Below are 18,201 nucleotides of genomic sequence, written 5' to 3'. Positions count from 1 at the left end.
CTATGAAACGAATTTTGGTTGTTATTGTGACGGCTTATATGGGCAATGCATTGGAAGCAAGCGCTGAGAAAATTTCAGGGGCGCATGTGCAAAATGAACTTCATTATAAGACCAAGAAAAGTGAGAATGCGCCAGACGAGATCATTGTGGAAAAAATTGAAATATGCGATCCCAAAGAAGAAACTAGAATGCCGTTTTATAATTAATCAAGATGAAATAAAAAAAGCCCCACAAATTTTTGAGGGGCTTTTTCTCAAACTAACAACGAAATCGTTATTATTTTGCTGCAGGAGCAGGTTCCGCAGGAGCTGGAGCAGCAGGAGCTGGAGCTGGAGCAGCAGGAGCTGGAGCAGCAGGAGCTGGAGCAGCAGGAGCTGGAGCAGCAGGAGCTGGAGCAGCAGGAGCTTCAACAGCAGCTGGAGCTGGAGTTTCAGCTGCTTTTTCTTCTTTTTTGCCACAAGCTGTCAAAGCGAGAGCGCTTACAAGAAGAGCAGGGATGACGAAGTACTTCATGGATTCTTCCTCTTTTTAATGTTGGTTATATTTAATTCATTCACTAAAGGCAACTAATAGCAAGTGATTGCAGAAAATTGCCCAATGCGCGATACACTGCCATAAATTTTATGACATTGCAATGGCCGATAAATTGCACAACCCTTTAAATAGAGGATGCTGACTTTTTTGCAACGCTTTTCGACGGCTAAAAAAATTTCCTGTAAAGGTATTTAACGCTAAATTGTAAGGAGACGCAACGCCCAATTTTTCCAATTCCATCACAATGTAGTGAGGAAGGTCAAAATAAAAATGTCCGTCTTTTTGGGATTTCTTGAGGAAGAGATGCGCATCACTCCCTAAAAGTTCCTCAAATTCAGATCCCACCTCATAATGACTTTGCTGAATTGTCGGGCCTAATATGGCATAAAGAGAATCCCTTTCTGCGCCCAAACTTTCCATGGCTTTAATTGTTTTTCCTAAAATGCCAGCCATAGCACCTCTCCATCCCGCATGCGCAATACCAATCACTTCATTTGTGGGGTCTGCAAAAATCACAGGACCACAATCAGCTGTGAGGACGCCTAGAGCAATATTTTTTCTGCGTGTCACAAGTGCGTCGCCTTCGGGAAGAATTTGACTAGTTGATTCCACAATATGAACCGTTGCCGAATGAATCTGTTTTAACGTGAGAAGTGGAGTTTCCTCTCCCCTCATGATTTTTATCATAAATTGTCGTTGTGCATGCACTTGTTCTGCTGATTCAGAGTTCACAAAAGCACAATTTAAGGAGGGCATTTCTGTGGCACTTTGTTCAAAAAAACCATGTTGAATATCGGGAAATTTTAAAAGTTCGGGACTTGTGTGGATCATTTAAAAGCCTAAAGGTTGGATTTGGGGACTTGTGAGAGCCATCACTTTAAATAAATGCCCCATTTGAAGGGGATGGGTCAAGCGATGATATTGTGCTTCCAAAGAGGCATTCATGGGAAGTGTGGATTTACTGCGCAATTTTTCCTTCCATTCCACAATTCCAAGATTATGAAGAAATTCGGACTGAGTCACAGGTCCGTTTGCTGTGGGTGCAATTTTTTTCAAGGCTCCAAAATCGACATGAGCCGTGAGGTCGGCCATACCGATATGGCTCAAAGGAGAGACAGGATTTCCTTTGTGAAGGGCTTGAAGGCTCTCGCCGTGTCCTTCCTTGTATCCATAATCGAGAAGGAGCACTGCCCCCGTTTTTGTCGTGAGAATTTTAGAAAGAGATTGGATAAGGTCTTGCGCTTCGAGGCAGATTTCGAAAACCTTATTTTCAGGGTCTCCTTCGAGTGTGGGTATTATATTATGTTTGTCCACCTCACTTTTTAGATCTTCAAAGCCCCATTCATTGTTTTGAAAAACTACATGTCGTTCGTACCATTCCTGATCTTTGTGAACGTATTGATGGATGGGAAGCGTGTCCAAAAATTCATTGGCAATCATGACGAAGGGTGTATCGTCTTTTTTAAGGTCATGAAAACAATCTTGCCAGGAGGTGTAAAAGAGGGTGGAGAGCTCTGGGCTTGGTTCGAGATTATTCATTCCCCTGTTACGAGATCCTGAAACAAGTTTAGCATGACGATTTTGGATGAAGAGTTTCCCTTTATTGTCATTCTGAAATTGCTTCAGGATCCCTTCTTGCAGTTCTCGAAAATAAGGATTCACCTCTACACAGGAAAACCATAAGGCGTCCCGAAATTCAGAAATCTGAGAGGTGATGCGAAGTGCATCTTTAAGGAGTGTTCCTCGCCCGGGGCCCAACTCCACCCATTTAAAAACTTTGGGACGCCCCATTTGCTCCCAGATATTTACAGCCCAAAGTCCTATGAGTTCTCCAAACATTTGAGAGACTTCAGGGGCGGTGGTAAAATCCCCTTCATCGCCAATGGGTTTTTGTAATATGTAATATCCATGTGCCTCATGGGTGAGTGCCAGCTCCATAAACTCTTTAATGGAAAGGGGTGTATTTGCCTTTAGGATCTCTTCAAGGGGCGACATGAGATTGGCGTGTCCGGATCATGAGGAAAAGACCAAATGCAAGCGCGGGTAGAGAGAGAATTTGCCCCATAGTCACGCCCCCTGCAAAAAATCCTAAGAAAGCATCTGGCTCTCGGAAAAATTCAGCCGTGATTCTGGCTACAGCATAGCCCGCTAAAAAGAGGCCCGTTAAAAATCCACGCCTATGCCCTAAGGGTGATTTCGTGGCAAAAAAGGTCATGACGAAAAAAAGAAGAGCACCCTCAAAAAAGGCCTCGTAAAGTTGGCTTGGATGGCGTGGCAGGGGGCCACCATGGGGGAAAATGACACCCCAAGATGAATCAGTGATTCTCCCAAAAAGCTCCCCATTTAAGAAATTTGCAATACGCCCAAAGAAAAGGCCAATGGGTACGCCACAGCAAGCCACATCCGAAAAATCCAAAAAGCCCATCCCGCGCTTTCGTGCAAAAAAGGCAATGGTGACAATAACTCCCAAAAGACCACCATGAAAAGACATCCCCCCATGCCAAGTTTGAAGAATTTCTAAGGGGTGAGAAAAATAATAGTCAGGTTTATAAAAAAGAACATATCCCAAGCGACCACCCAAAACGACGCCAAAAACAGCCCAAACAATAAAGTCATCAATGTCTTTACGTGAGGGGTTCGGATATTTATCCGAAAGCCACAAACTATAGCGCCACCACCCCAAAATCCCTACGACATAAGCAATACCATACCAATGGACAGCAAAAGGCCCTATATGGATGGCGATGGGGTCGATATTTGGAAAAGGCATAGGATAATCCGCTCACAATTATTTTTTATATTCATAAAGGGGAGAGATCTAATATTCAACCCGCTTTTCAAATCCTTGAGATTAAGTCCTCAACTTCAAGGTAAAAAAGAGGAGAAGTGCAGTTTCGAGCCCTTGCTCCTGAAAAATAAAGTTGATAAATTTTCTTTTTTTTGCGCATTGCCAAGCCCATAAAAAACTTGTTATTTTGAATTAACTAATAAATAATAAAATTCATTACTAAATGTAATTTCTTGGCGGACTGATGGCAAAGAAACAAAAAGACAATTTTGAAGAGAATCTCAATCTCACTCTTGATGAGGCCGCTCACTCCGGAACTGTGGGCGACATTTTAAAAGACGCCCGCATTATAAAAGGCTTTTCTCTTGAAGATGTTTCCAAAGCCTTATGCATTACCAAATCCTTTCTCGTGCGCCTTGAGACACAATGTGAAACCTTGCCGATTGATGTCTATACACTAGGATTTATCCGTGCTTATGCTCGCTTTTTAGATCTCAATTCAGATGTTCTTGTGGGTCAATTCAAAGCCTCAGCCTCAATCCCGCAAAATGATGAAACTTTGGTATTTCCAAAACCATTACCCAGAAGAGGCATCCCCCACGTCAAGGTCGTCTCCATTTCATTAGCCTTTGCACTCATGATGTTTTTAGGTTGGGAAACTATTACACGAATGAGCCCTCTTGAAACGCCTTCCTTAGATGTTAAAAAACTTTCCCTTGCGGAAAATAGTATGCCGATGGCTCCGCATTCTATGGACGAGAACGGTGTCATTAAAGTGGCCGACATTGAAGCGCCTGTCTCCACAGAAGTTTTTGTAGGAACTCCTCTGCAACAAAATGAGAATCCTGCAACGAATCCTCCTCATGAAACGAATACTGCCCTTGTGACTTCTCCGGATGCTTCAAATGAATTGATAACACCTTCAGCCCCTGAAACCACTCTGAAAAAAGTAAGTTTTGAGAGTGAGCCCCCTGCGAGCGCCCCTCAAGGACATGCTGTAACCATGAATTTTACGGAAAAAACTTGGGTTCAAGTCAAAGATCTCCAAGGGCAGATCGTGATTAATCGTACTTTCAATCCAGGTGAAAAATATGAGTTCAAAAATTCTGAAGGCTATATTCTCAAAACAGGCAATGCTGGCGGAATTCGCTTGATTGTCAATGATAATGACTTGGGTCCGATTGGCAATACGGGTGAAGTGGTGGGCAATATTTCTCTTACTCCTGAAAAATTACTTGCTCAACACCCCAAGACCCAGTAACTCAGAAGAGACTAACAAACTAAAATGAGGATATCCCCATGCAACCCGTTCGTGGCACGCATGATTTGTTGCCCCCTGAATTTCGAAAGCATTCCCGCATCTTAAATGTCGCGCGCGGTGAGATTGAACGCGCCGGTTTTGAAGAGATGGCAACCCCCTTAATGGAATTTCGTTCCGTTTTTGATCGAACATTGGGAGATACCTCTGACATCGTTACCAAAGAAATGTATGAAATCCATGATCGAATGGGTGAGGGTAATATTGTTTTAAGACCAGAAGGCACCGCGGGGGCCGCACGTGCCGTTATGTCCAATGGCCTAACACAAAGCTTGCCCCTCAAATATTTCTACCAGGGCTCCATGTTTCGTTATGAGCGCCCACAAAAAGGACGTCTTCGACAATTTCATCAAATGGGGGTGGAATTAATGGGAGTGAAAGATCCCCGTGGAGATCTTGAAGTTATTCTTTTGGCATGGAACATTTTTAACGCGCTGGGACTCGAAAGTCGCGTTCAATTGGAAATTAATACGCTTGGGGATGTGGAAAGCCGAAATGCTTACAGATCCCGACTCCTCGAATATTTATCCGATTTTCAAAATGAGTTATCGCAAGATAGTCAAATTCGACTTCAAAAAAACCCTTTGCGCATTTTGGATTCCAAAGATCCTCAAGATAAAGAAATTACAAAAAATGCCCCAAAATTTTCTGAGCATTTAAACAATCTTTCCAAAGAGTTTTTTGGACGGGTTTTAGAAGGGCTTGAGGCTTTTCAAGTTCCCTTTACGCGCAATGAAAACCTGGTGAGAGGCCTTGATTATTATTGCCACACAGCCTTTGAATTTACGACAACAGAACTCGGATCTCAAGGAACGGTTTTGGCTGGAGGCCGTTATGACGGACTGTTTCCCATGATGGGTGGTCCCTTAATTCCAAGTGTTGGATGGGCTGGCGGACTTGATCGCATTGCAATGATGCTCGAGGATATTCTCATGCCTCGTCCTTATGTGATGATTGCTGGATCAGATCCCCTGATGGCATCCGCTTTGAAATTGGCTGATCTCCTTCGCCATGAAGGTTTTATTGTTGACATGTCTTATCAAACGCAAATTGGAAAAGCGCTTAAATACGCTAATAAAATTAGCGCTCTCGGGGCTTTGATTTTGGGCGAAGACGAATCCCAATCGGGGGTAATCACATTTAAAAATCTTGACTCTGGAGATCAATCCACAGTGCCCCAAGGGGAATTGGTGACTTATCTTAAAGAAATGAAGAGATAAAGTTGTGCATATTTTCAATTTAATTCCTCACAAGGAACCGTAACTCATGTCATTTGAACTCAAACTCTCCCAAATGGTGGCACGCCACGCACAATTGAGGGACATTCTTTCTCAAAGTACTTTTGGCGATCCACAAGAATTCGCCAAGTTCTCCAAAGAATATTCAGACTTGACGCCTGTGGTTGAGAAAATTGAGGAGTATAAAAATCTCCTCCAAGAAAAAGTGGATCTTGAGGAGATGCTCAAAGACGCAGCAGATGACCCTGAACTCAAAGCCATGGCACAATCTGATTTGGAAAGTGCTACTGAAAAATTGCCCCATCTTTTGCAAGACATTAAAGTTCTTCTTTTACCCAAAGATGAGGCGGATGAGAAAAACGCCATCCTTGAAATTCGGGCAGGGACAGGTGGGGAGGAAGCAGCCCTTTTTGGTGCCGACCTTTTCCGTATGTATCAACGGTATGCTGATATCCACGGTTGGAAATTTGAAATCATGGATGTGAGCGATACAGGAATTGGGGGGATTAAGGAGGCCAGTGCTTCCATTATAGGGCGCAATGTGTTTGCGCGCCTCAAATACGAATCCGGCGTGCACCGCGTCCAACGCGTTCCTGAAACAGAAGCTGGTGGGCGCATTCACACATCAGCCGCAACCATAGCCGTTCTTCCCGAGGCGGAAGAAGTTGATATTATGATTGAAGAAAAAGATATTCGCATTGATGTTTTCCGCTCCAGTGGTCCTGGGGGGCAATCGGTCAACACCACGGATAGCGCAGTTCGCATCACCCATATTCCCACAGGTATTGTGGTGCAGCAGCAGGACGAAAAATCCCAACACAAGAACAAAGCAAAAGCCCTCAAAATTTTGCGCGCCCGTATTTATGATGCCGAACGAGAAAAACTCGCCAATGAACGGGCGGCTTCCCGTAAAAATCAGGTCGGAAGTGGGGATCGCTCTGAACGCATCCGGACTTATAACTTTCCCCAAGGGAGAGTTACAGATCATAGGATTAATTTAACGCTTTATAAACTTGATCGTGTCTTAGATGGGAGTGCCTTGGATGAACTCATCGATGCGCTCATAACAGAAGACCAAGCAGAGAGGCTTGCTAACCTTGGAGAAGACGCTTAAAGACATTCGTTTTGAAATTACAGGCGCCCTCGATAATGCCGGGTTTGAAAATCCCATTGATGAAGCGCGTTGGCTTTTGGCCTATGTTTTGGGAAAAGAAGCGTCTTATATTACGCTCAATCTGGAAGAAATTTTTCCGCAAGATTTGGCTTTAAAACTTGAAGAAACTTTGCGAAGAAGACTCGCCCATGAACCTCTTTCCCGCATTCGGGGGTGTCGGGAGTTTTGGAGCCTTGAGTTTGATCTCAATCATGAAACACTCGATCCGCGTCCTGATTCTGAAATTTTGGTGGAGACGGTTTTGGGGCTCCTTCAACACAAATCCAACCCCTACAAAATTTTAGATCTGGGGACAGGCACGGGATGCCTTCTCATTTCTCTTTTAAAAGAGCTTCCCAATGCTTTTGGTGTGGGGATGGACTGTTCACTTTCGGCGATTAATATGGCGCGCCACAATGCGAAAAAACTAGGCACGGAAGGTCGTGCATCTTTTTTTCAAGGCTCGTGGTCCGCAGCGCTTTCAGGATATTTTGATATTATTATTTCAAACCCCCCCTACATTCCTTATCGAGACAAAGAAACTCTTTCCGAAGAAGTCTCAAAATATGATCCTTGCCGAGCCCTTTATGGCGGTGAGGATGGGTATGACTGCTATCGTGCCTTGGCCCAAGATCTTTTCCGTATTGTTTCAAAACAGGGATTCATTGCTCTTGAGCTCGGGATGGGACAACGCTACGAAGTCCAATGTATTTTTCAGGGTCTTGGATATCATGTCTTAGACGTCAAAAAAGACCTCCAGGGCATTGAACGCGTGATCTTATTTTCGGTCGCCTAAAAAAAGAGGGCAGAGGAAATTCCCACCCTCTTTTCTCTCACTTTTAAATGGACGTTGCCAATTCCGTGCAGATGGTTTTCAACCCACCTATCCCACTCTCTTCAATCTGAACAACATAGTTTTTGTCCTTGTGAAGTGTTCCGCAATGCGTATTGACGAGCTTCCAATCGGGGCCGCCTCCATAACAAGAAGCCCCAATGGCCTGAAATACAGGCTTATGGCTGATCGTTGTTTTTTCAATAGCAAAGACGCTTGCGGTTTTAGCTGGTAAAACTTCTGTATGTTGATTGGGACTATGTTCTCCTCTAAAAAACACACGCACCGTATCTCCCGTTGTATTGATTACATGAACTATTGATGCTGAAGCTTGACACGACAACACTGTAGTCGCAGTAAGTAAAAAGAAAAATGAGCGGTTTTTAATTTTCATTTTCATCTCCTATTTTTTATTGAAAAGAATATTTTCGATTCAACAATAATAGAGAAGATTTTTCTCTTTTTAAAAATTGAAAATATTAATTTTTTCCAACCTGTTGCATTAAGAAGTTACGGAAAAAAAATTCCGTTTCCGCAACGTCTTGGAAACTATGGGAATAAGTGCACAAAAAGAAAGACACAAGGAGACGAAGGTTATGGTGGGTTCTTTAAAAACAAGCGCCAACGTTTGCTCCGGATCCTGTAAATAGTGATCCGAAGCGCTTCCTAAAATTGTAAAGAAAACCACCTGAGGAATTGAGCCTAAAAATGTCCCAATCCAATAGTCCCTAAATCTCAAATTCAATGTTGCGGCCAAAAGAGTGGTGAGGAGAAAAGGAGCAAGCGGGAGAAATCTTAATGACAAAATAATCCAAAACCCGTGCGCTTTGAGTTTTTCCATTCCTTGAAAATGAACTCTTTTCAATCCGGCTTCTAAGGCTTCACGTCCCAAAAGAAAGAAGAGGGAAGATCCCAACGTGGCAGAAAGGAGTAGGACTAATGATCCGATGAGCGGGCCGAATAAAAACCCTCCCAAAAGGGCCAGAAGAAACAGGCGGGGCCAGGCGAGTGCTGAAAATAAAACCGCTAAAACGCCATAAAGAAAAATACATAAGGTTTGGTGTGCCTCAGCATAATATTGAAGCGCATGTTTTTCTTCAGAAATCATGCCTCCTGTGATAAATTCGTTCACAAAACTCGCCCAGATGATCCAGGACACAATTCCTAATAACAGAAAGGGAAACACCTTTTTCATGACATCATCAAAGGATTGAAAGTTCTCATCCATGGCACAATCCCCCATGAGTGTTTCTTCTCTTTTTTGTCATCCTACCATAAGAAATCATTCCTCTCTAGATTTTTCTCTTTGACAATTTTTTCAAGGCATGGCAAAGGCGAATTAGATATTTTTTAAAAATGGAGTTTTCAATCATGAGCAAAATCGAATGGGGCACAAAACGCACCTGCCAACAGTGCAATGCCAAGTTCTATGACCTTAACAAATCCCCCATTAACTGTCCAAAATGTCACCAAGAGTTTGATCCTGAAGCGACCCAAAAACGTCGTCGCGGTCGCCCCCCTTTGACTGAAGCTCAAAAAAGCAAACCCAAAGTAGAGGAATTTGATATCTTGCTCGAAGTTAAAATCCCCGACGTAGATGTTGAGATTGATGATGCCGACCTTGCAGAAGATCTTTTGGAAGAAGATGCCGACTTTGGTGAAGAGCCTGTTGTTCCCACGCGTCCTCGTTCTGACGACGAGTAAATAACAAAGTGAACCTCCACGGAGCAAGCTCCGTGGTTTTATGCGCGTATAAACCAAAGAATGCAAATCGTTGCTAACACACAAACAAACTGATATCTCTCATCTTAGGCTCTACTCCTAACTGGTATATGTTTCGGGGGCATGTCAATATTTATAATTGTGTGAGTTCAGACAGAAGTGAGACGAAAGAGAGAGAAAAACGCTTGAGAAAAACTTAACAAAAAAGGATGAAATCCTTAAGAAAGAGGGGAGCATTATACTTTTTGGATTATGAACTACATTAATTATTTACCTACAAATTGAAAATGGATATAAAACATGTTTTTTTAAAAAAAATATTTTTAATTTTTTTTTAATATTATTAATTCTAGGAGGTTTTTATTACGTTTTTTCAATGTATGATTTTACTATCAATCAAAATAAAGAAATCACGTTACAAATTCCAGATCGAAAGTCGGCATATTTCTTAAATTTATTGAAAGAAAATTTGAAAAATGATGGCGTAAATATTGCTTCCGATAGTGAATTGTGGGCGTATTATGCGCAGAATCAACAAAAAGTTGCAGACATACTTTCTGAAATTTCTTATTCATTTACAACGCTTTTTTCAGAAAACTATCATGATAAAACGAGACTAAATTTTCAAATCTATAAAAATGAAGATGGAACACTTTGGGTTTCGGAGTCTACAACGGCTAATTACACCCATTCAAATTCAAAATCAAAAATGATTAAATCAGTTGATTTTGATATTTTGGTTGCATCAAATTTCGGCTTAAGTGCTTTTTTCTTTGATGGAAATGGAAAGTTAAAAAAAATATTTAGAAGCAATAAACCTTATTATTCGGCTATAGCCACTGAAAAATATTTAATATTAGGAGGAAGTCACGAGCCTTTGCAAGTTATTGAAAGAAAAGATTATACAGTAAGGCATGATATTAAAGGTTACTGCGTATCTGCAATTTTTAAAGATGACAAAAAAGTTTTTGTGGTTGCCGCAAAAACAGAAATTATTAACAAAAACCCGTCTGATTTTTCTCATTATGCGGTCTATGAGTTCAATCCTGAGGATGGTGTATTAAGCCCAATTACAGCCCCTCTTTTTGGTGATGTCCGTGGCGGATGTGTTTATGGTGATAAATTAGTACTCGCAGAGGGGGATCAATATAGAATTATTGTCTGGGGCATAAAAAACCATGAAATTTCTAATATAATTAATGGATTTAATTATCCTAACGATGTCACTTTAACACCTAGAGATACGTTTTTAGTCGCCAATGAACATAATAATGAAGTTTTAGAAGTTGATTTTAGAGAAAATAAAATTTTAAGATCGACACCTATGGGGGAGCTTAGATCTCCTGGCTCAGCTCTTGAGATTGACCATGGCAATTTTAAAGGCTACTGGCTAATTTCAGATACTGGTAACGACCGTGTGATTTTAGTGGAACCCAACCAGTGGGAAATTGTTTTTGAAATAAGTGAATTAAATGCCCCTTTCTCAGCTGTTCCTGTTTTTTAAATATTTTTTAAGGATTAATCATGACATCAAATAAAGTGTTTTGGATAACTGGACTTTCTGGGGCAGGAAAATCTCAGGGCCACCTCATGAAAAAAATAGCTAAGAGATAGAAAAAATGAGAGCCTACCTGAAAAAAACAGGAGGTAGAAATGGGAATAGAAGTTGAAATTAGTTTTTTAGATCATTTTAAAGATATAGAAGATCCAAGGTCTGAGCGTAATCGAGACTACACAATGTCAGAAATACGCCTTGTCACTCTGTGCGCTGTAATATCTGGAGCAGAAGGATGGCAGGATGTTGAAGACTTTGGAAAGGCAAAGATTGACTACCTTCGTCAATTCTTACCTTACAAGAACGGAATTCCCAGCGATGATACCTATCGTCGATTTTTTAGAGCAATAGATCCCAAGGAATTTCAAGAGCTGTTTCGAAGTTGGGTCGAAAGTCTTAAATCTCAAATGCAAAAGAAAGTTATTGCTATCGATGGAAAATCATCACGGCATAGCTTTGATGAGGGAACTGATATGTTACATATGGTTAGCGCTTATGCGTCAGAAGCCAGATTGGTGTTAGCGCAGGAAAAAGTCTCAGAAAAAAGCAATGAAATCACAGCGATTCCTAAGCTTTTGGAATGGTTAGACCTGAGAGGAACAACAGTCACCATTGATGCAATGGGATGTCAATATGACATTGCCGATCAAATCATTCAGAAAGAGGGAAACTATATTTTTTCTTTAAAAGGAAATCAGGGAACTCTTTGCGAAGATGTAACAACCTGCTTGAGTGATAGCGAATTGAAAACAATTAACAATATCAGCTCTTTTAAGGATTACGATAAAGGTCATGGCCGCCTTGAGACAAGGCAATGTTGGGTCACACATGATGTGGCCTGGCTGCGAGAGCGGCATCCTCATTGGAGCTCAATTCATAGTATCATTCGTATTGATTCTAAACGAGAAACCAAAGATAAAACCACTTACGAAACACGATATTATATCTCTTCTCTCCAAGAAACTCCTCAGAAGGTCCTGGGGGCTATTCGAAGTCATTGGGAGATAGAAAATAATCTTCATTGGGTTTTAGACATGTCTTTTGGAGAAGATCAATCTCGCATCAGGAAAGAAAACGCCCCTCAAGTTATGGCTATTATTCGACATATGGCTTTAAATCTTTTACAGCTTACCAAAGATAAAATGAAGCGTCAGTCTATTAAAAGGCTTAGAAAAATGGCCGGTTGGGATGACAACATCCTTTCCAATATCCTCACTCAAAAATTTTCATGAGGTGGCCCTGGAGTCCTAGGGCACCAGCAGGTTCCCGTGACAAAATTTCTCAAACGAGCAAATTGCATACAAAAAAAGACAGCTCACAATGTCTAAAATTTTCTGGATCTCTCACTGATCTCAATGAGTTTTCATGTTTTCTCTTATGAAGTTTTTAAAGACAGTGTCGAAAGCACTGTCGAAAGGGTGGCTTTACGATCAAGGTCGGCCTTGCGGGACTCTTGAAACAGCTGAGTCACTTCATCCCAAAGTTTGAGATGGGTTTGAGTAGCCTCTGAAGAGAGATCGTTTTGTGCTTTTTCAAGAAGACCTTCTACTAAATCGGCGCGGATATAATCTTCGATGATTTCATAAATTTCAGGATCGTCACCGTGGGTATAGGCAAAGGCAAGTACCTCTTTTAAGGATCCCGCTTTCAGATGTGCAAAGGCCTTGACCATATTTTGGCAAAAGTCGAGCCCACCTAAGGCCAGTAAATGCTGAATGCGTCCGGGACTACCTTGGGCTAAGGGGAGGAGTATTTCTAAATCCTGACTTTTTAAGTTGGGATTCAAACTCAAAAGGACAGATTTCATTTCAGAATCAAGTAATTGCGCAAAATTCAAAATCTGACATCGAGATCGAATTGTGGGCAAAAGTCGTCCTAAAGAGGAGGTCACCAAAAGGAAAAGGGTTTGATGCGGCGGCTCCTCGAGGGTTTTTAAAAGAGCGTTGGCGCCGTGACGATTTAAATTCTCAACACCATCCACAATCACAATGCGCCACCCGCCCTCAAATGCCGTCTGTGTGAGTTTGCTCGTAATGCTGCGCACTTGTTGCGCCGAAATTTCACGGGCCACTTTTCCTTTTTCATCTTGGGTGAGTGCAAGAATAATAAGATCCCCGTGCCCCCCCGATTTCATGCGTTTGAAAAGAGGATCCTCAACATCAATCTGAAAAGGAAGAGTGATTTTATTTTTAAAAAGTGCATAAGAAAGATGAAGTGCAAAATTAAATTTCCCAATCCCTTTGACCCCTCTTAAAATCCAAGCATGGGGGAAACGGGAGGACTCAAAAGCCTTATAGATAAGTTCTTGCGGACCCTCATGCCCTATTATGGGGGGAAGATGATCTGGAATCAGCATGGAATTTTGACCCCGAACCGTTTTTCAATAACCTGAGCAATATCATAAAAAACCTGATGAATATCTTGAAAAGCATCAATAACAACACATCTCTCAGGATTGCGCTTGACAATTTCAGCATAGCCTTCGTCAACCCGCTCATGAAAAGTGAGGCCTTTACGCTCAAAACGATCTTCTATGCCCCCACGATTGGCTGCACGTTGAAGTCCAATACCACTTCCTAAATTAAAAACGAAAGTAAGGTCGGGGACAAAGTCCCCCATGACTGCATGATTGAGTTCACGGACGGTCTCATATCCCAATTCATGGCCAAATCCTTGATAAGCCATGGTAGAGTCAAAAAACCGATCACAAAGTCCCCAAATGCCTTTGGCAAGTGTGGGAATAATACGCTTTTGGGTAAGATCCCGTCTTGCGGCATACATCAAAAGCGCTTCCGTCATACCGTCCCAACGATCAGGATCACCTTCGACCAAAAGCTTGCGAATGGCTTCAGCGCCTGTGGTGCCACCAGGCTCACGGAAAGTCTCAACTTGGATTTGTTGAATCAAAAGCGCTTCTTGAAGCCTTCGGATTTGAGTTGACTTTCCGGTGCCTTCCCCCCCTTCAAAGGTAATAAAGGGTGCGCGTTTCATGAACCGCGCTTTCCCCAAAGAAGGTAATTAATTGACATTCCAATACGATTAAAAAAGCTTGCTTTTTCGACATCTTGTCCCGCCAAAAGTGGAATCTCTTTGGGAGACTTTCCAGGAACAGTAATTTCAATTTTTCCGACCACATCACCTGCCTTTAAAGGCGCTTCTAAAGGTGAATTGTAACTAGCTTTAACCACCATGTCATTGGTAGATGTTCTGGGAAGCACCATCTCGACTTGCCCCCCTGCTACAATAGGAACACTCGGGACATTTCCAACCCAAACATCAACCTGATCTACAACATCACCTTTTTGGAAGAATTTGTAATTTTTAAATTCATGAAATCCCCATGTTAAAAGTGCAGTTGCTTCTTTGTCCCGCGCGGAAGCCGAAGGTAAACCATTGATGACCAAAATCAAACGGTGTCCATTTTGAATGGCTGATCCCACAAGACCATATCCACCAGCATCAGTATGCCCGGTTTTCATGCCATCGGCCACAATCCCTGCACCCAGATTTTTGTAAAGGAGTGGGTTGCGGTTGCCTTGTTTGATGCCGTTATACGTGTAATCAATTTGGCTGTAATATTTTTTATATTCATCTGGAAAATCGCGTATGGTATGAGACGCCATCAAAGCCAGATCTTTTGCAGTTGTATAATGTCCGTCATCCGGCCAGCCTGAAGCATTTAAAAAGACCGTATTTTGGGCACCCATAGCTTTGGCTTTTTTTGTCATTTCCTCAGCAAAGCTTTCTTCACTGCCAGAAAGACCTTCGGCAAGGGCCACACACGCATCGTTTCCAGATTGAACAATCACGCCTTGAAGCAAATCTTCAACAAACACATCGGAATTGAGCGCCACGAACATTTTTGAGCCTTGGATGCGCCAAGATTTCTCGCTAATAAGCAAAACATCAGCGAGCTTTAAATGACCATCACGCAAGCGTTCAAACACCAAGTGAGCGGTCATGATTTTGGTCATGGAAGAGGGAACCATAATCTCATCCCCATTTTTCTCGAACAAAATCTCACCGGTGTTAAAATCATAAAGAACAACTTGTTTAGCTTCTGTCTCAATAGCACGAAGATCGAATACAAAAACACACAAAATAAATGCAATAAGAGAAGACAGTCGCTTTGTCATACGTCCTTTTCCTTGAGTTAACTGTTGCTAATTTCGAAAAATCATTTTGGCCTTATGATAGCCGGCTTCAACTAAATGATCCAGCAGAAGATCGGCATCTTTAGCGCTTTGAAGAGGGCCTAAACGCACCACCATATTTTGTCCAGATTGTGTCAAATCCGTATAAAGTCCCTTGGCCAGGGTCTGAAGTTTTTTTGCCACTTGATTGGCCTCATTTTGAGGATATTCCCCCACATCCACATAAATCCCACGACCACCACCAGGTTTTGGCTCAGGCGCGGGTTTTGCAACCGCTTTTAGAGAAGGTGGTGGTGGAGGGAGTTCTTTAGGAATAAGAGGTTTGGTTTCCATCAACGCCACCGCATTGGGTTCTACGGATTTAAAAAAATCATCTGGCAAAATATCAGGAAGGACATCTGCGTCTGCAATGAATTCCTTTTTCGGTTTGGGGGCCGTTGCAATTGCTTTTTTGGGAGTGTCGGCAAGAGCTTTCGTTGAAACCGCAACAGCACCAAGCGGAGCCAGAGTTCCCACGGCAATTTTATTGGTGGGGGCCGCAATGGGCGTTTCCACAACAGTTTCATCAAGGACTACTTTTGAGGCCTCAAGAGAATTGAGGGACATACTATCCTCAACTAAAGTTTTGACTCTCACTTTGGCGGTGCCTTGATTCTCAAATCCCAAAAGTTGGGCAACCCGTCTTGAAACATCAATAATGCGATCATTAACGAAAGGTCCACGATCATTAACTTTGACGACGATCTTTCGGCCATTCTCCAAATTGGTAACTTCAGCAATGCACGGCAGAGGAAGTGTTTTGTGCGCAGCAGTCACACCATTCATGTCAAATCGTTCACCTGTTGCTGTGGGACGTCCATGGAAAACATCCCCACCCCCATAATAAGAAGCCACACCATGTTCTTCATATTCATAGTGTTCTTGAGGATAATACCACACCCCTTTAATTTGATAGGGCTTACTGGTGGCCCGTTTTGGGGCTTTGGTCACGCTGCCATCGGGAAGGCGAATTTCTGGTTCTTGAGGGCCTGTGGCACAACCTGCCAAAATGAGCCCCAAAAGAGCAAGGGCGAAATATCTTAACATGTTATCGTGAACTTTGAGCCCCAAAGCCACTCCAGGATCCTTGAGGTTTTTTTTAAGAAGATTCTCACGGAAAAAGTGGAACGACAAACGATCCTGATACGCGGAACACCTTAGTTTATCGCTAAGAATCCTATCAAGATTACATTTTTTTTTATTCACCACTTCCAACATCACTTTAATTTATCCCAGGAAAGATTTCATCGCTTCGTCCATACAGATAATTCTGGATCAACGATAGCCATTCTCTCGTAGCATAATGAAGTGAAAGAAGTCCATCTCTTAAGCCTAAAAAGAACAAGGGATCATATTGGCCCGACGTATGATAATCCACGGGATAAGGGAGCACGTCAAAACCCGCTTTTCGGAAAAGTCCCACAGCACGTGGCAGATGAAAGGCTGAGGTCATGAGGACCCATTTTTCCCCAGGCTTGGGCTGAACAATTTCTTTTGTTTTGGTCGCGTTCTCAAGAGTTGTTCGAGACGTACCCTCAAAAATCATGCCTTGCGTATCGTATCCAAGGTCCGAGAAAATCATTTTTGCAATATCCGCCTCCCCCATTTTTTGCCCATGAATTGTGGGGAGATCTCTCCCACCCCCTGAAAAAACACGTTTGAGGTGAGGATACTTTTTAGTAAAAGCGATGAATTCCAAAAACCGACCTCCCGCCAAATTATAAGCAGGCATTTGACGTCCTTCCATGGTCATGAAATCAAAACTTCCACCTAAAACGATAATGCCTACGGTATTGGCGGGTAACGTTTGAGGTTGCGGAAAACGATTCTCAAGCTCCACCAACATCCAAATACCTAAAGGCATAATTGCGCAAAAAAACAGCCCCAAAAGCCCTGTGAGAAAAAAACGCTTACCCCATCTTTTGGTTTTGCAAAGCAATAAAATAAATCCGAACACAATGAAGCTCAAAAGAAGTGTATCAATATTAATAAAAAGCCAACCGATTGAACGTGTGAACGATTCCATAAAAGGCCTCAAAAAAGATACGGGATAGCCTCATCATAAAAAAAGTTCGACTTTGGTCAATAGAGGATATGGACAAGGACGAAAAATTTCTCTATAGACAGTCTTATCCATCACAGGGCCAGATAGCTCAGTCGGTAGAGCAGAGGACTGAAAATCCTCGTGTCGGCGGTTCGATTCCGCCTCTGGCCACCACTTTCCTGAAGATGAACTCTAAAAGCCTACATCCATTCCGCACAGGCGGCGTGAGAAGGCTTTGGAAGACCTTTCAAAATCCCAAAAGCCTCCCCGACAGAATTCGCAAAGAAGAAATAAGTTCTGTGCGTTTCAGATGCAAATTTTTGCGAGATGATATTATCCGCCAAAAGCTTCACAGGATCCCAATAGTGGTTAATGTTGATGAAGATGATGGGTTTTTCATGAAGTCCAATTTGCCGCCAGGTAATCATTTCGAAAACTTCATCAAGCGTTCCAAATCCTCCAGGCAGAATAAAAAACGCATCAGCCCTCTCAAACATTTTTTGTTTACGCTCATGCATGGACTCCACAAAATAAAATTCTGTGATATCGAGATCTGGCTTTTCAATTCCTTGCAAATGAGTAGGCATAAATCCAATAACTTTGCCACCTGCATCCATGCAACTATGCGCAATAAGACCCATAAGACCTTTATCTCCACCCCCATAAACAAGGGAGATATTTTTGTCGGCTAAAAGTTTACCCAATTCAATGGCAGAATCTTTGTAAACGCTGGCAACTTCGTCCTTAGAACTACTGTAAACACAAATGGCTGAGGGATGGTCCATAGCTTCCCTATTTTATTAATTTCTCATGACATTCTCTTT

At 42.3% G+C, this 18,201-nt stretch carries 20 protein-coding genes and 1 tRNA gene; 10 read left to right on the top strand and 11 right to left on the bottom strand.

Annotated elements, in window-relative coordinates:
• Nucleotides 1-2 precede the first annotated feature (2 nt).
• Both Bealeia2_RS02645 and Bealeia2_RS02640 read left to right on the top strand, forming a co-directional pair.
• Entirely contained in the window at nt 3-206 is a 204-nt protein-coding gene (locus Bealeia2_RS02645; RefSeq protein WP_331255587.1) for a hypothetical protein, read from the top strand.
• 75 nt (nt 207-281) lie between these two features.
• Nucleotides 282-500, top strand: coding sequence for a hypothetical protein (locus tag Bealeia2_RS02640; protein WP_331255586.1), 219 nt, complete (start codon nt 282-284; stop codon nt 498-500).
• Between the two features lie 121 nt (nt 501-621).
• On the opposite strand, the gene pgeF is transcribed toward Bealeia2_RS02640, so the two are convergent.
• Genes pgeF through lgt form a run of 3 tightly spaced genes read right to left on the bottom strand, consistent with a single transcriptional unit; the run spans nt 622 to nt 3,304 of the window.
• Entirely contained in the window at nt 622-1,365 is a 744-nt protein-coding gene (gene pgeF / locus Bealeia2_RS02635; protein WP_331255585.1) for a peptidoglycan editing factor PgeF, read from the bottom strand.
• The gene (locus Bealeia2_RS02630; RefSeq protein WP_331255584.1) at nt 1,366-2,529 is read right to left on the bottom strand and encodes a class I SAM-dependent methyltransferase; all 1,164 of its coding nucleotides are present in this window, start codon (nt 2,527-2,529) and stop codon (nt 1,366-1,368) included.
• Nucleotides 2,516-3,304 (bottom strand): prolipoprotein diacylglyceryl transferase, encoded by a 789-nt coding sequence (gene lgt / locus Bealeia2_RS02625; RefSeq protein WP_331255583.1) that lies wholly within the window; start codon nt 3,302-3,304, stop codon nt 2,516-2,518. The genes Bealeia2_RS02630 and lgt overlap by 14 nt, the downstream gene beginning before the upstream one ends.
• Before the next feature lie 262 nt (nt 3,305-3,566).
• On the opposite strand from lgt, the gene Bealeia2_RS02620 reads away from it, so the two are divergent.
• From Bealeia2_RS02620 to prmC, 4 genes are read left to right on the top strand one after another with little or no spacing between them, the layout of a single operon-like run.
• Nucleotides 3,567-4,583, top strand: coding sequence for a helix-turn-helix domain-containing protein (locus tag Bealeia2_RS02620; RefSeq protein WP_331255582.1), 1,017 nt, complete (start codon nt 3,567-3,569; stop codon nt 4,581-4,583).
• A gap of 38 nt (nt 4,584-4,621) precedes the next feature.
• A complete protein-coding gene (gene hisS, locus Bealeia2_RS02615; RefSeq protein WP_331255581.1) occupies nt 4,622-5,860 on the top strand; it encodes a histidine--tRNA ligase in 1,239 nt (412 codons plus the stop codon).
• 46 nt (nt 5,861-5,906) lie between these two features.
• Nucleotides 5,907-6,992 carry a peptide chain release factor 1 gene (prfA, locus tag Bealeia2_RS02610; protein WP_331255580.1) on the top strand — a complete coding sequence of 362 codons (1,086 nt, stop codon included), beginning with the start codon at nt 5,907-5,909 and terminating at the stop codon, nt 6,990-6,992.
• Nucleotides 6,976-7,827, top strand: a complete 852-nt coding sequence (gene prmC / locus Bealeia2_RS02605; RefSeq protein ID WP_331255579.1) for a peptide chain release factor N(5)-glutamine methyltransferase — start codon at nt 6,976-6,978, stop codon at nt 7,825-7,827. Before prfA ends, prmC begins: the two co-directional genes overlap by 17 nt.
• A 43-nt stretch (nt 7,828-7,870) precedes the next feature.
• Here the strand turns inward: prmC and Bealeia2_RS02600 are convergent, their stop codons facing one another.
• Together Bealeia2_RS02600 and Bealeia2_RS02595 are read right to left on the bottom strand one after the other, a co-directional pair.
• Nucleotides 7,871-8,257, bottom strand: a complete 387-nt coding sequence (locus Bealeia2_RS02600) for a hypothetical protein (protein WP_331255578.1) — start codon at nt 8,255-8,257, stop codon at nt 7,871-7,873.
• A gap of 108 nt (nt 8,258-8,365) precedes the next feature.
• A complete protein-coding gene (locus tag Bealeia2_RS02595) occupies nt 8,366-9,091 on the bottom strand; it encodes a TVP38/TMEM64 family protein (protein WP_331255577.1) in 726 nt (241 codons plus the stop codon).
• Between the two features lie 143 nt (nt 9,092-9,234).
• On the opposite strand from Bealeia2_RS02595, the gene Bealeia2_RS02590 reads away from it, so the two are divergent.
• The 3 genes from Bealeia2_RS02590 (at nt 9,235) to Bealeia2_RS02580 (ending at nt 12,372) form a co-directional block, all read left to right on the top strand.
• On the top strand, nt 9,235-9,567 hold the full coding sequence (locus Bealeia2_RS02590; RefSeq protein WP_331255576.1) for a TIGR02300 family protein: 333 nt from the start codon (nt 9,235-9,237) through the stop codon (nt 9,565-9,567).
• 394 nt (nt 9,568-9,961) lie between these two features.
• Nucleotides 9,962-11,089 carry a YncE family protein gene (locus Bealeia2_RS02585; protein WP_331255575.1) on the top strand — a complete coding sequence of 376 codons (1,128 nt, stop codon included), beginning with the start codon at nt 9,962-9,964 and terminating at the stop codon, nt 11,087-11,089.
• A 149-nt stretch (nt 11,090-11,238) separates the two neighbouring features.
• Nucleotides 11,239-12,372, top strand: coding sequence for an ISAs1 family transposase (locus tag Bealeia2_RS02580; RefSeq protein ID WP_331255183.1), 1,134 nt, complete (start codon nt 11,239-11,241; stop codon nt 12,370-12,372).
• A 143-nt stretch (nt 12,373-12,515) separates the two neighbouring features.
• On the opposite strand, the gene Bealeia2_RS02575 is transcribed toward Bealeia2_RS02580, so the two are convergent.
• From Bealeia2_RS02575 to Bealeia2_RS02555, 5 genes are read right to left on the bottom strand one after another with little or no spacing between them, the layout of a single operon-like run.
• On the bottom strand, nt 12,516-13,496 hold the full coding sequence (locus tag Bealeia2_RS02575; protein WP_331255574.1) for a hypothetical protein: 981 nt from the start codon (nt 13,494-13,496) through the stop codon (nt 12,516-12,518).
• Entirely contained in the window at nt 13,490-14,131 is a 642-nt protein-coding gene (gene tmk / locus Bealeia2_RS02570) for a dTMP kinase (RefSeq protein WP_331255573.1), read from the bottom strand. Before tmk ends, Bealeia2_RS02575 begins: the two co-directional genes overlap by 7 nt.
• Entirely contained in the window at nt 14,128-15,276 is a 1,149-nt protein-coding gene (locus Bealeia2_RS02565; RefSeq protein ID WP_331255572.1) for a D-alanyl-D-alanine carboxypeptidase family protein, read from the bottom strand. The genes tmk and Bealeia2_RS02565 overlap by 4 nt, the downstream gene beginning before the upstream one ends.
• A gap of 27 nt (nt 15,277-15,303) precedes the next feature.
• Nucleotides 15,304-16,551 (bottom strand): septal ring lytic transglycosylase RlpA family protein, encoded by a 1,248-nt coding sequence (locus Bealeia2_RS02560; protein WP_331255965.1) that lies wholly within the window; start codon nt 16,549-16,551, stop codon nt 15,304-15,306.
• 4 nt (nt 16,552-16,555) lie between these two features.
• Complete coding sequence (locus tag Bealeia2_RS02555; protein ID WP_331255571.1) at nt 16,556-17,197, bottom strand: YdcF family protein; 642 nt, start codon at nt 17,195-17,197, stop codon at nt 16,556-16,558.
• Nucleotides 17,198-17,475: 278 nt separating this feature from the next.
• Between Bealeia2_RS02555 and Bealeia2_RS02550 the strand changes: the two genes are divergently transcribed.
• Nucleotides 17,476-17,551, top strand: a tRNA-Phe gene (locus Bealeia2_RS02550).
• 26 nt (nt 17,552-17,577) lie between these two features.
• Here the strand turns inward: Bealeia2_RS02550 and Bealeia2_RS02545 are convergent.
• The gene (locus tag Bealeia2_RS02545) at nt 17,578-18,162 is read right to left on the bottom strand and encodes an LOG family protein (protein WP_331255570.1); all 585 of its coding nucleotides are present in this window, start codon (nt 18,160-18,162) and stop codon (nt 17,578-17,580) included.
• Between the last annotated feature and the right edge of the window lie 39 nt (nt 18,163-18,201).

It is taken from the genome of Candidatus Bealeia paramacronuclearis, from assembly GCF_035607555.1.
Classification (GTDB): Bacteria; Pseudomonadota; Alphaproteobacteria; order UBA9655; family UBA9655; genus Bealeia; species Bealeia paramacronuclearis.
Note: the sequence above shows the minus strand (reverse complement) of the source record. Positions and strands in the feature narration are given on the sequence as shown.

Coding starts and splice junctions, on each gene's coding strand:
- Bealeia2_RS02645 (WP_331255587.1), top strand. CDS start 3: ATGAAACGAATTTTGGTTGTTATTGTGACGGCTTATATGGGCAATGCA.
- pgeF (WP_331255585.1), bottom strand. CDS start 1,365: ATGATCCACACAAGTCCCGAACTTTTAAAATTTCCCGATATTCAACAT.
- Bealeia2_RS02630 (WP_331255584.1), bottom strand. CDS start 2,529: ATGTCGCCCCTTGAAGAGATCCTAAAGGCAAATACACCCCTTTCCATT.
- lgt (WP_331255583.1), bottom strand. CDS start 3,304: ATGCCTTTTCCAAATATCGACCCCATCGCCATCCATATAGGGCCTTTT.
- Bealeia2_RS02620 (WP_331255582.1), top strand. CDS start 3,567: ATGGCAAAGAAACAAAAAGACAATTTTGAAGAGAATCTCAATCTCACT.
- hisS (WP_331255581.1), top strand. CDS start 4,622: ATGCAACCCGTTCGTGGCACGCATGATTTGTTGCCCCCTGAATTTCGA.
- prfA (WP_331255580.1), top strand. CDS start 5,907: ATGTCATTTGAACTCAAACTCTCCCAAATGGTGGCACGCCACGCACAA.
- Bealeia2_RS02600 (WP_331255578.1), bottom strand. CDS start 8,257: ATGAAAATTAAAAACCGCTCATTTTTCTTTTTACTTACTGCGACTACA.
- Bealeia2_RS02595 (WP_331255577.1), bottom strand. CDS start 9,091: ATGGATGAGAACTTTCAATCCTTTGATGATGTCATGAAAAAGGTGTTT.
- Bealeia2_RS02590 (WP_331255576.1), top strand. CDS start 9,235: ATGAGCAAAATCGAATGGGGCACAAAACGCACCTGCCAACAGTGCAAT.
- Bealeia2_RS02585 (WP_331255575.1), top strand. CDS start 9,962: ATGTATGATTTTACTATCAATCAAAATAAAGAAATCACGTTACAAATT.
- Bealeia2_RS02580 (WP_331255183.1), top strand. CDS start 11,239: ATGGGAATAGAAGTTGAAATTAGTTTTTTAGATCATTTTAAAGATATA.
- Bealeia2_RS02575 (WP_331255574.1), bottom strand. CDS start 13,496: ATGCTGATTCCAGATCATCTTCCCCCCATAATAGGGCATGAGGGTCCG.
- tmk (WP_331255573.1), bottom strand. CDS start 14,131: ATGAAACGCGCACCCTTTATTACCTTTGAAGGGGGGGAAGGCACCGGA.
- Bealeia2_RS02565 (WP_331255572.1), bottom strand. CDS start 15,276: ATGACAAAGCGACTGTCTTCTCTTATTGCATTTATTTTGTGTGTTTTT.
- Bealeia2_RS02560 (WP_331255965.1), bottom strand. CDS start 16,551: ATGTTGGAAGTGGTGAATAAAAAAAAATGTAATCTTGATAGGATTCTT.
- Bealeia2_RS02555 (WP_331255571.1), bottom strand. CDS start 17,197: ATGCCTTTAGGTATTTGGATGTTGGTGGAGCTTGAGAATCGTTTTCCG.
- Bealeia2_RS02545 (WP_331255570.1), bottom strand. CDS start 18,162: ATGGACCATCCCTCAGCCATTTGTGTTTACAGTAGTTCTAAGGACGAA.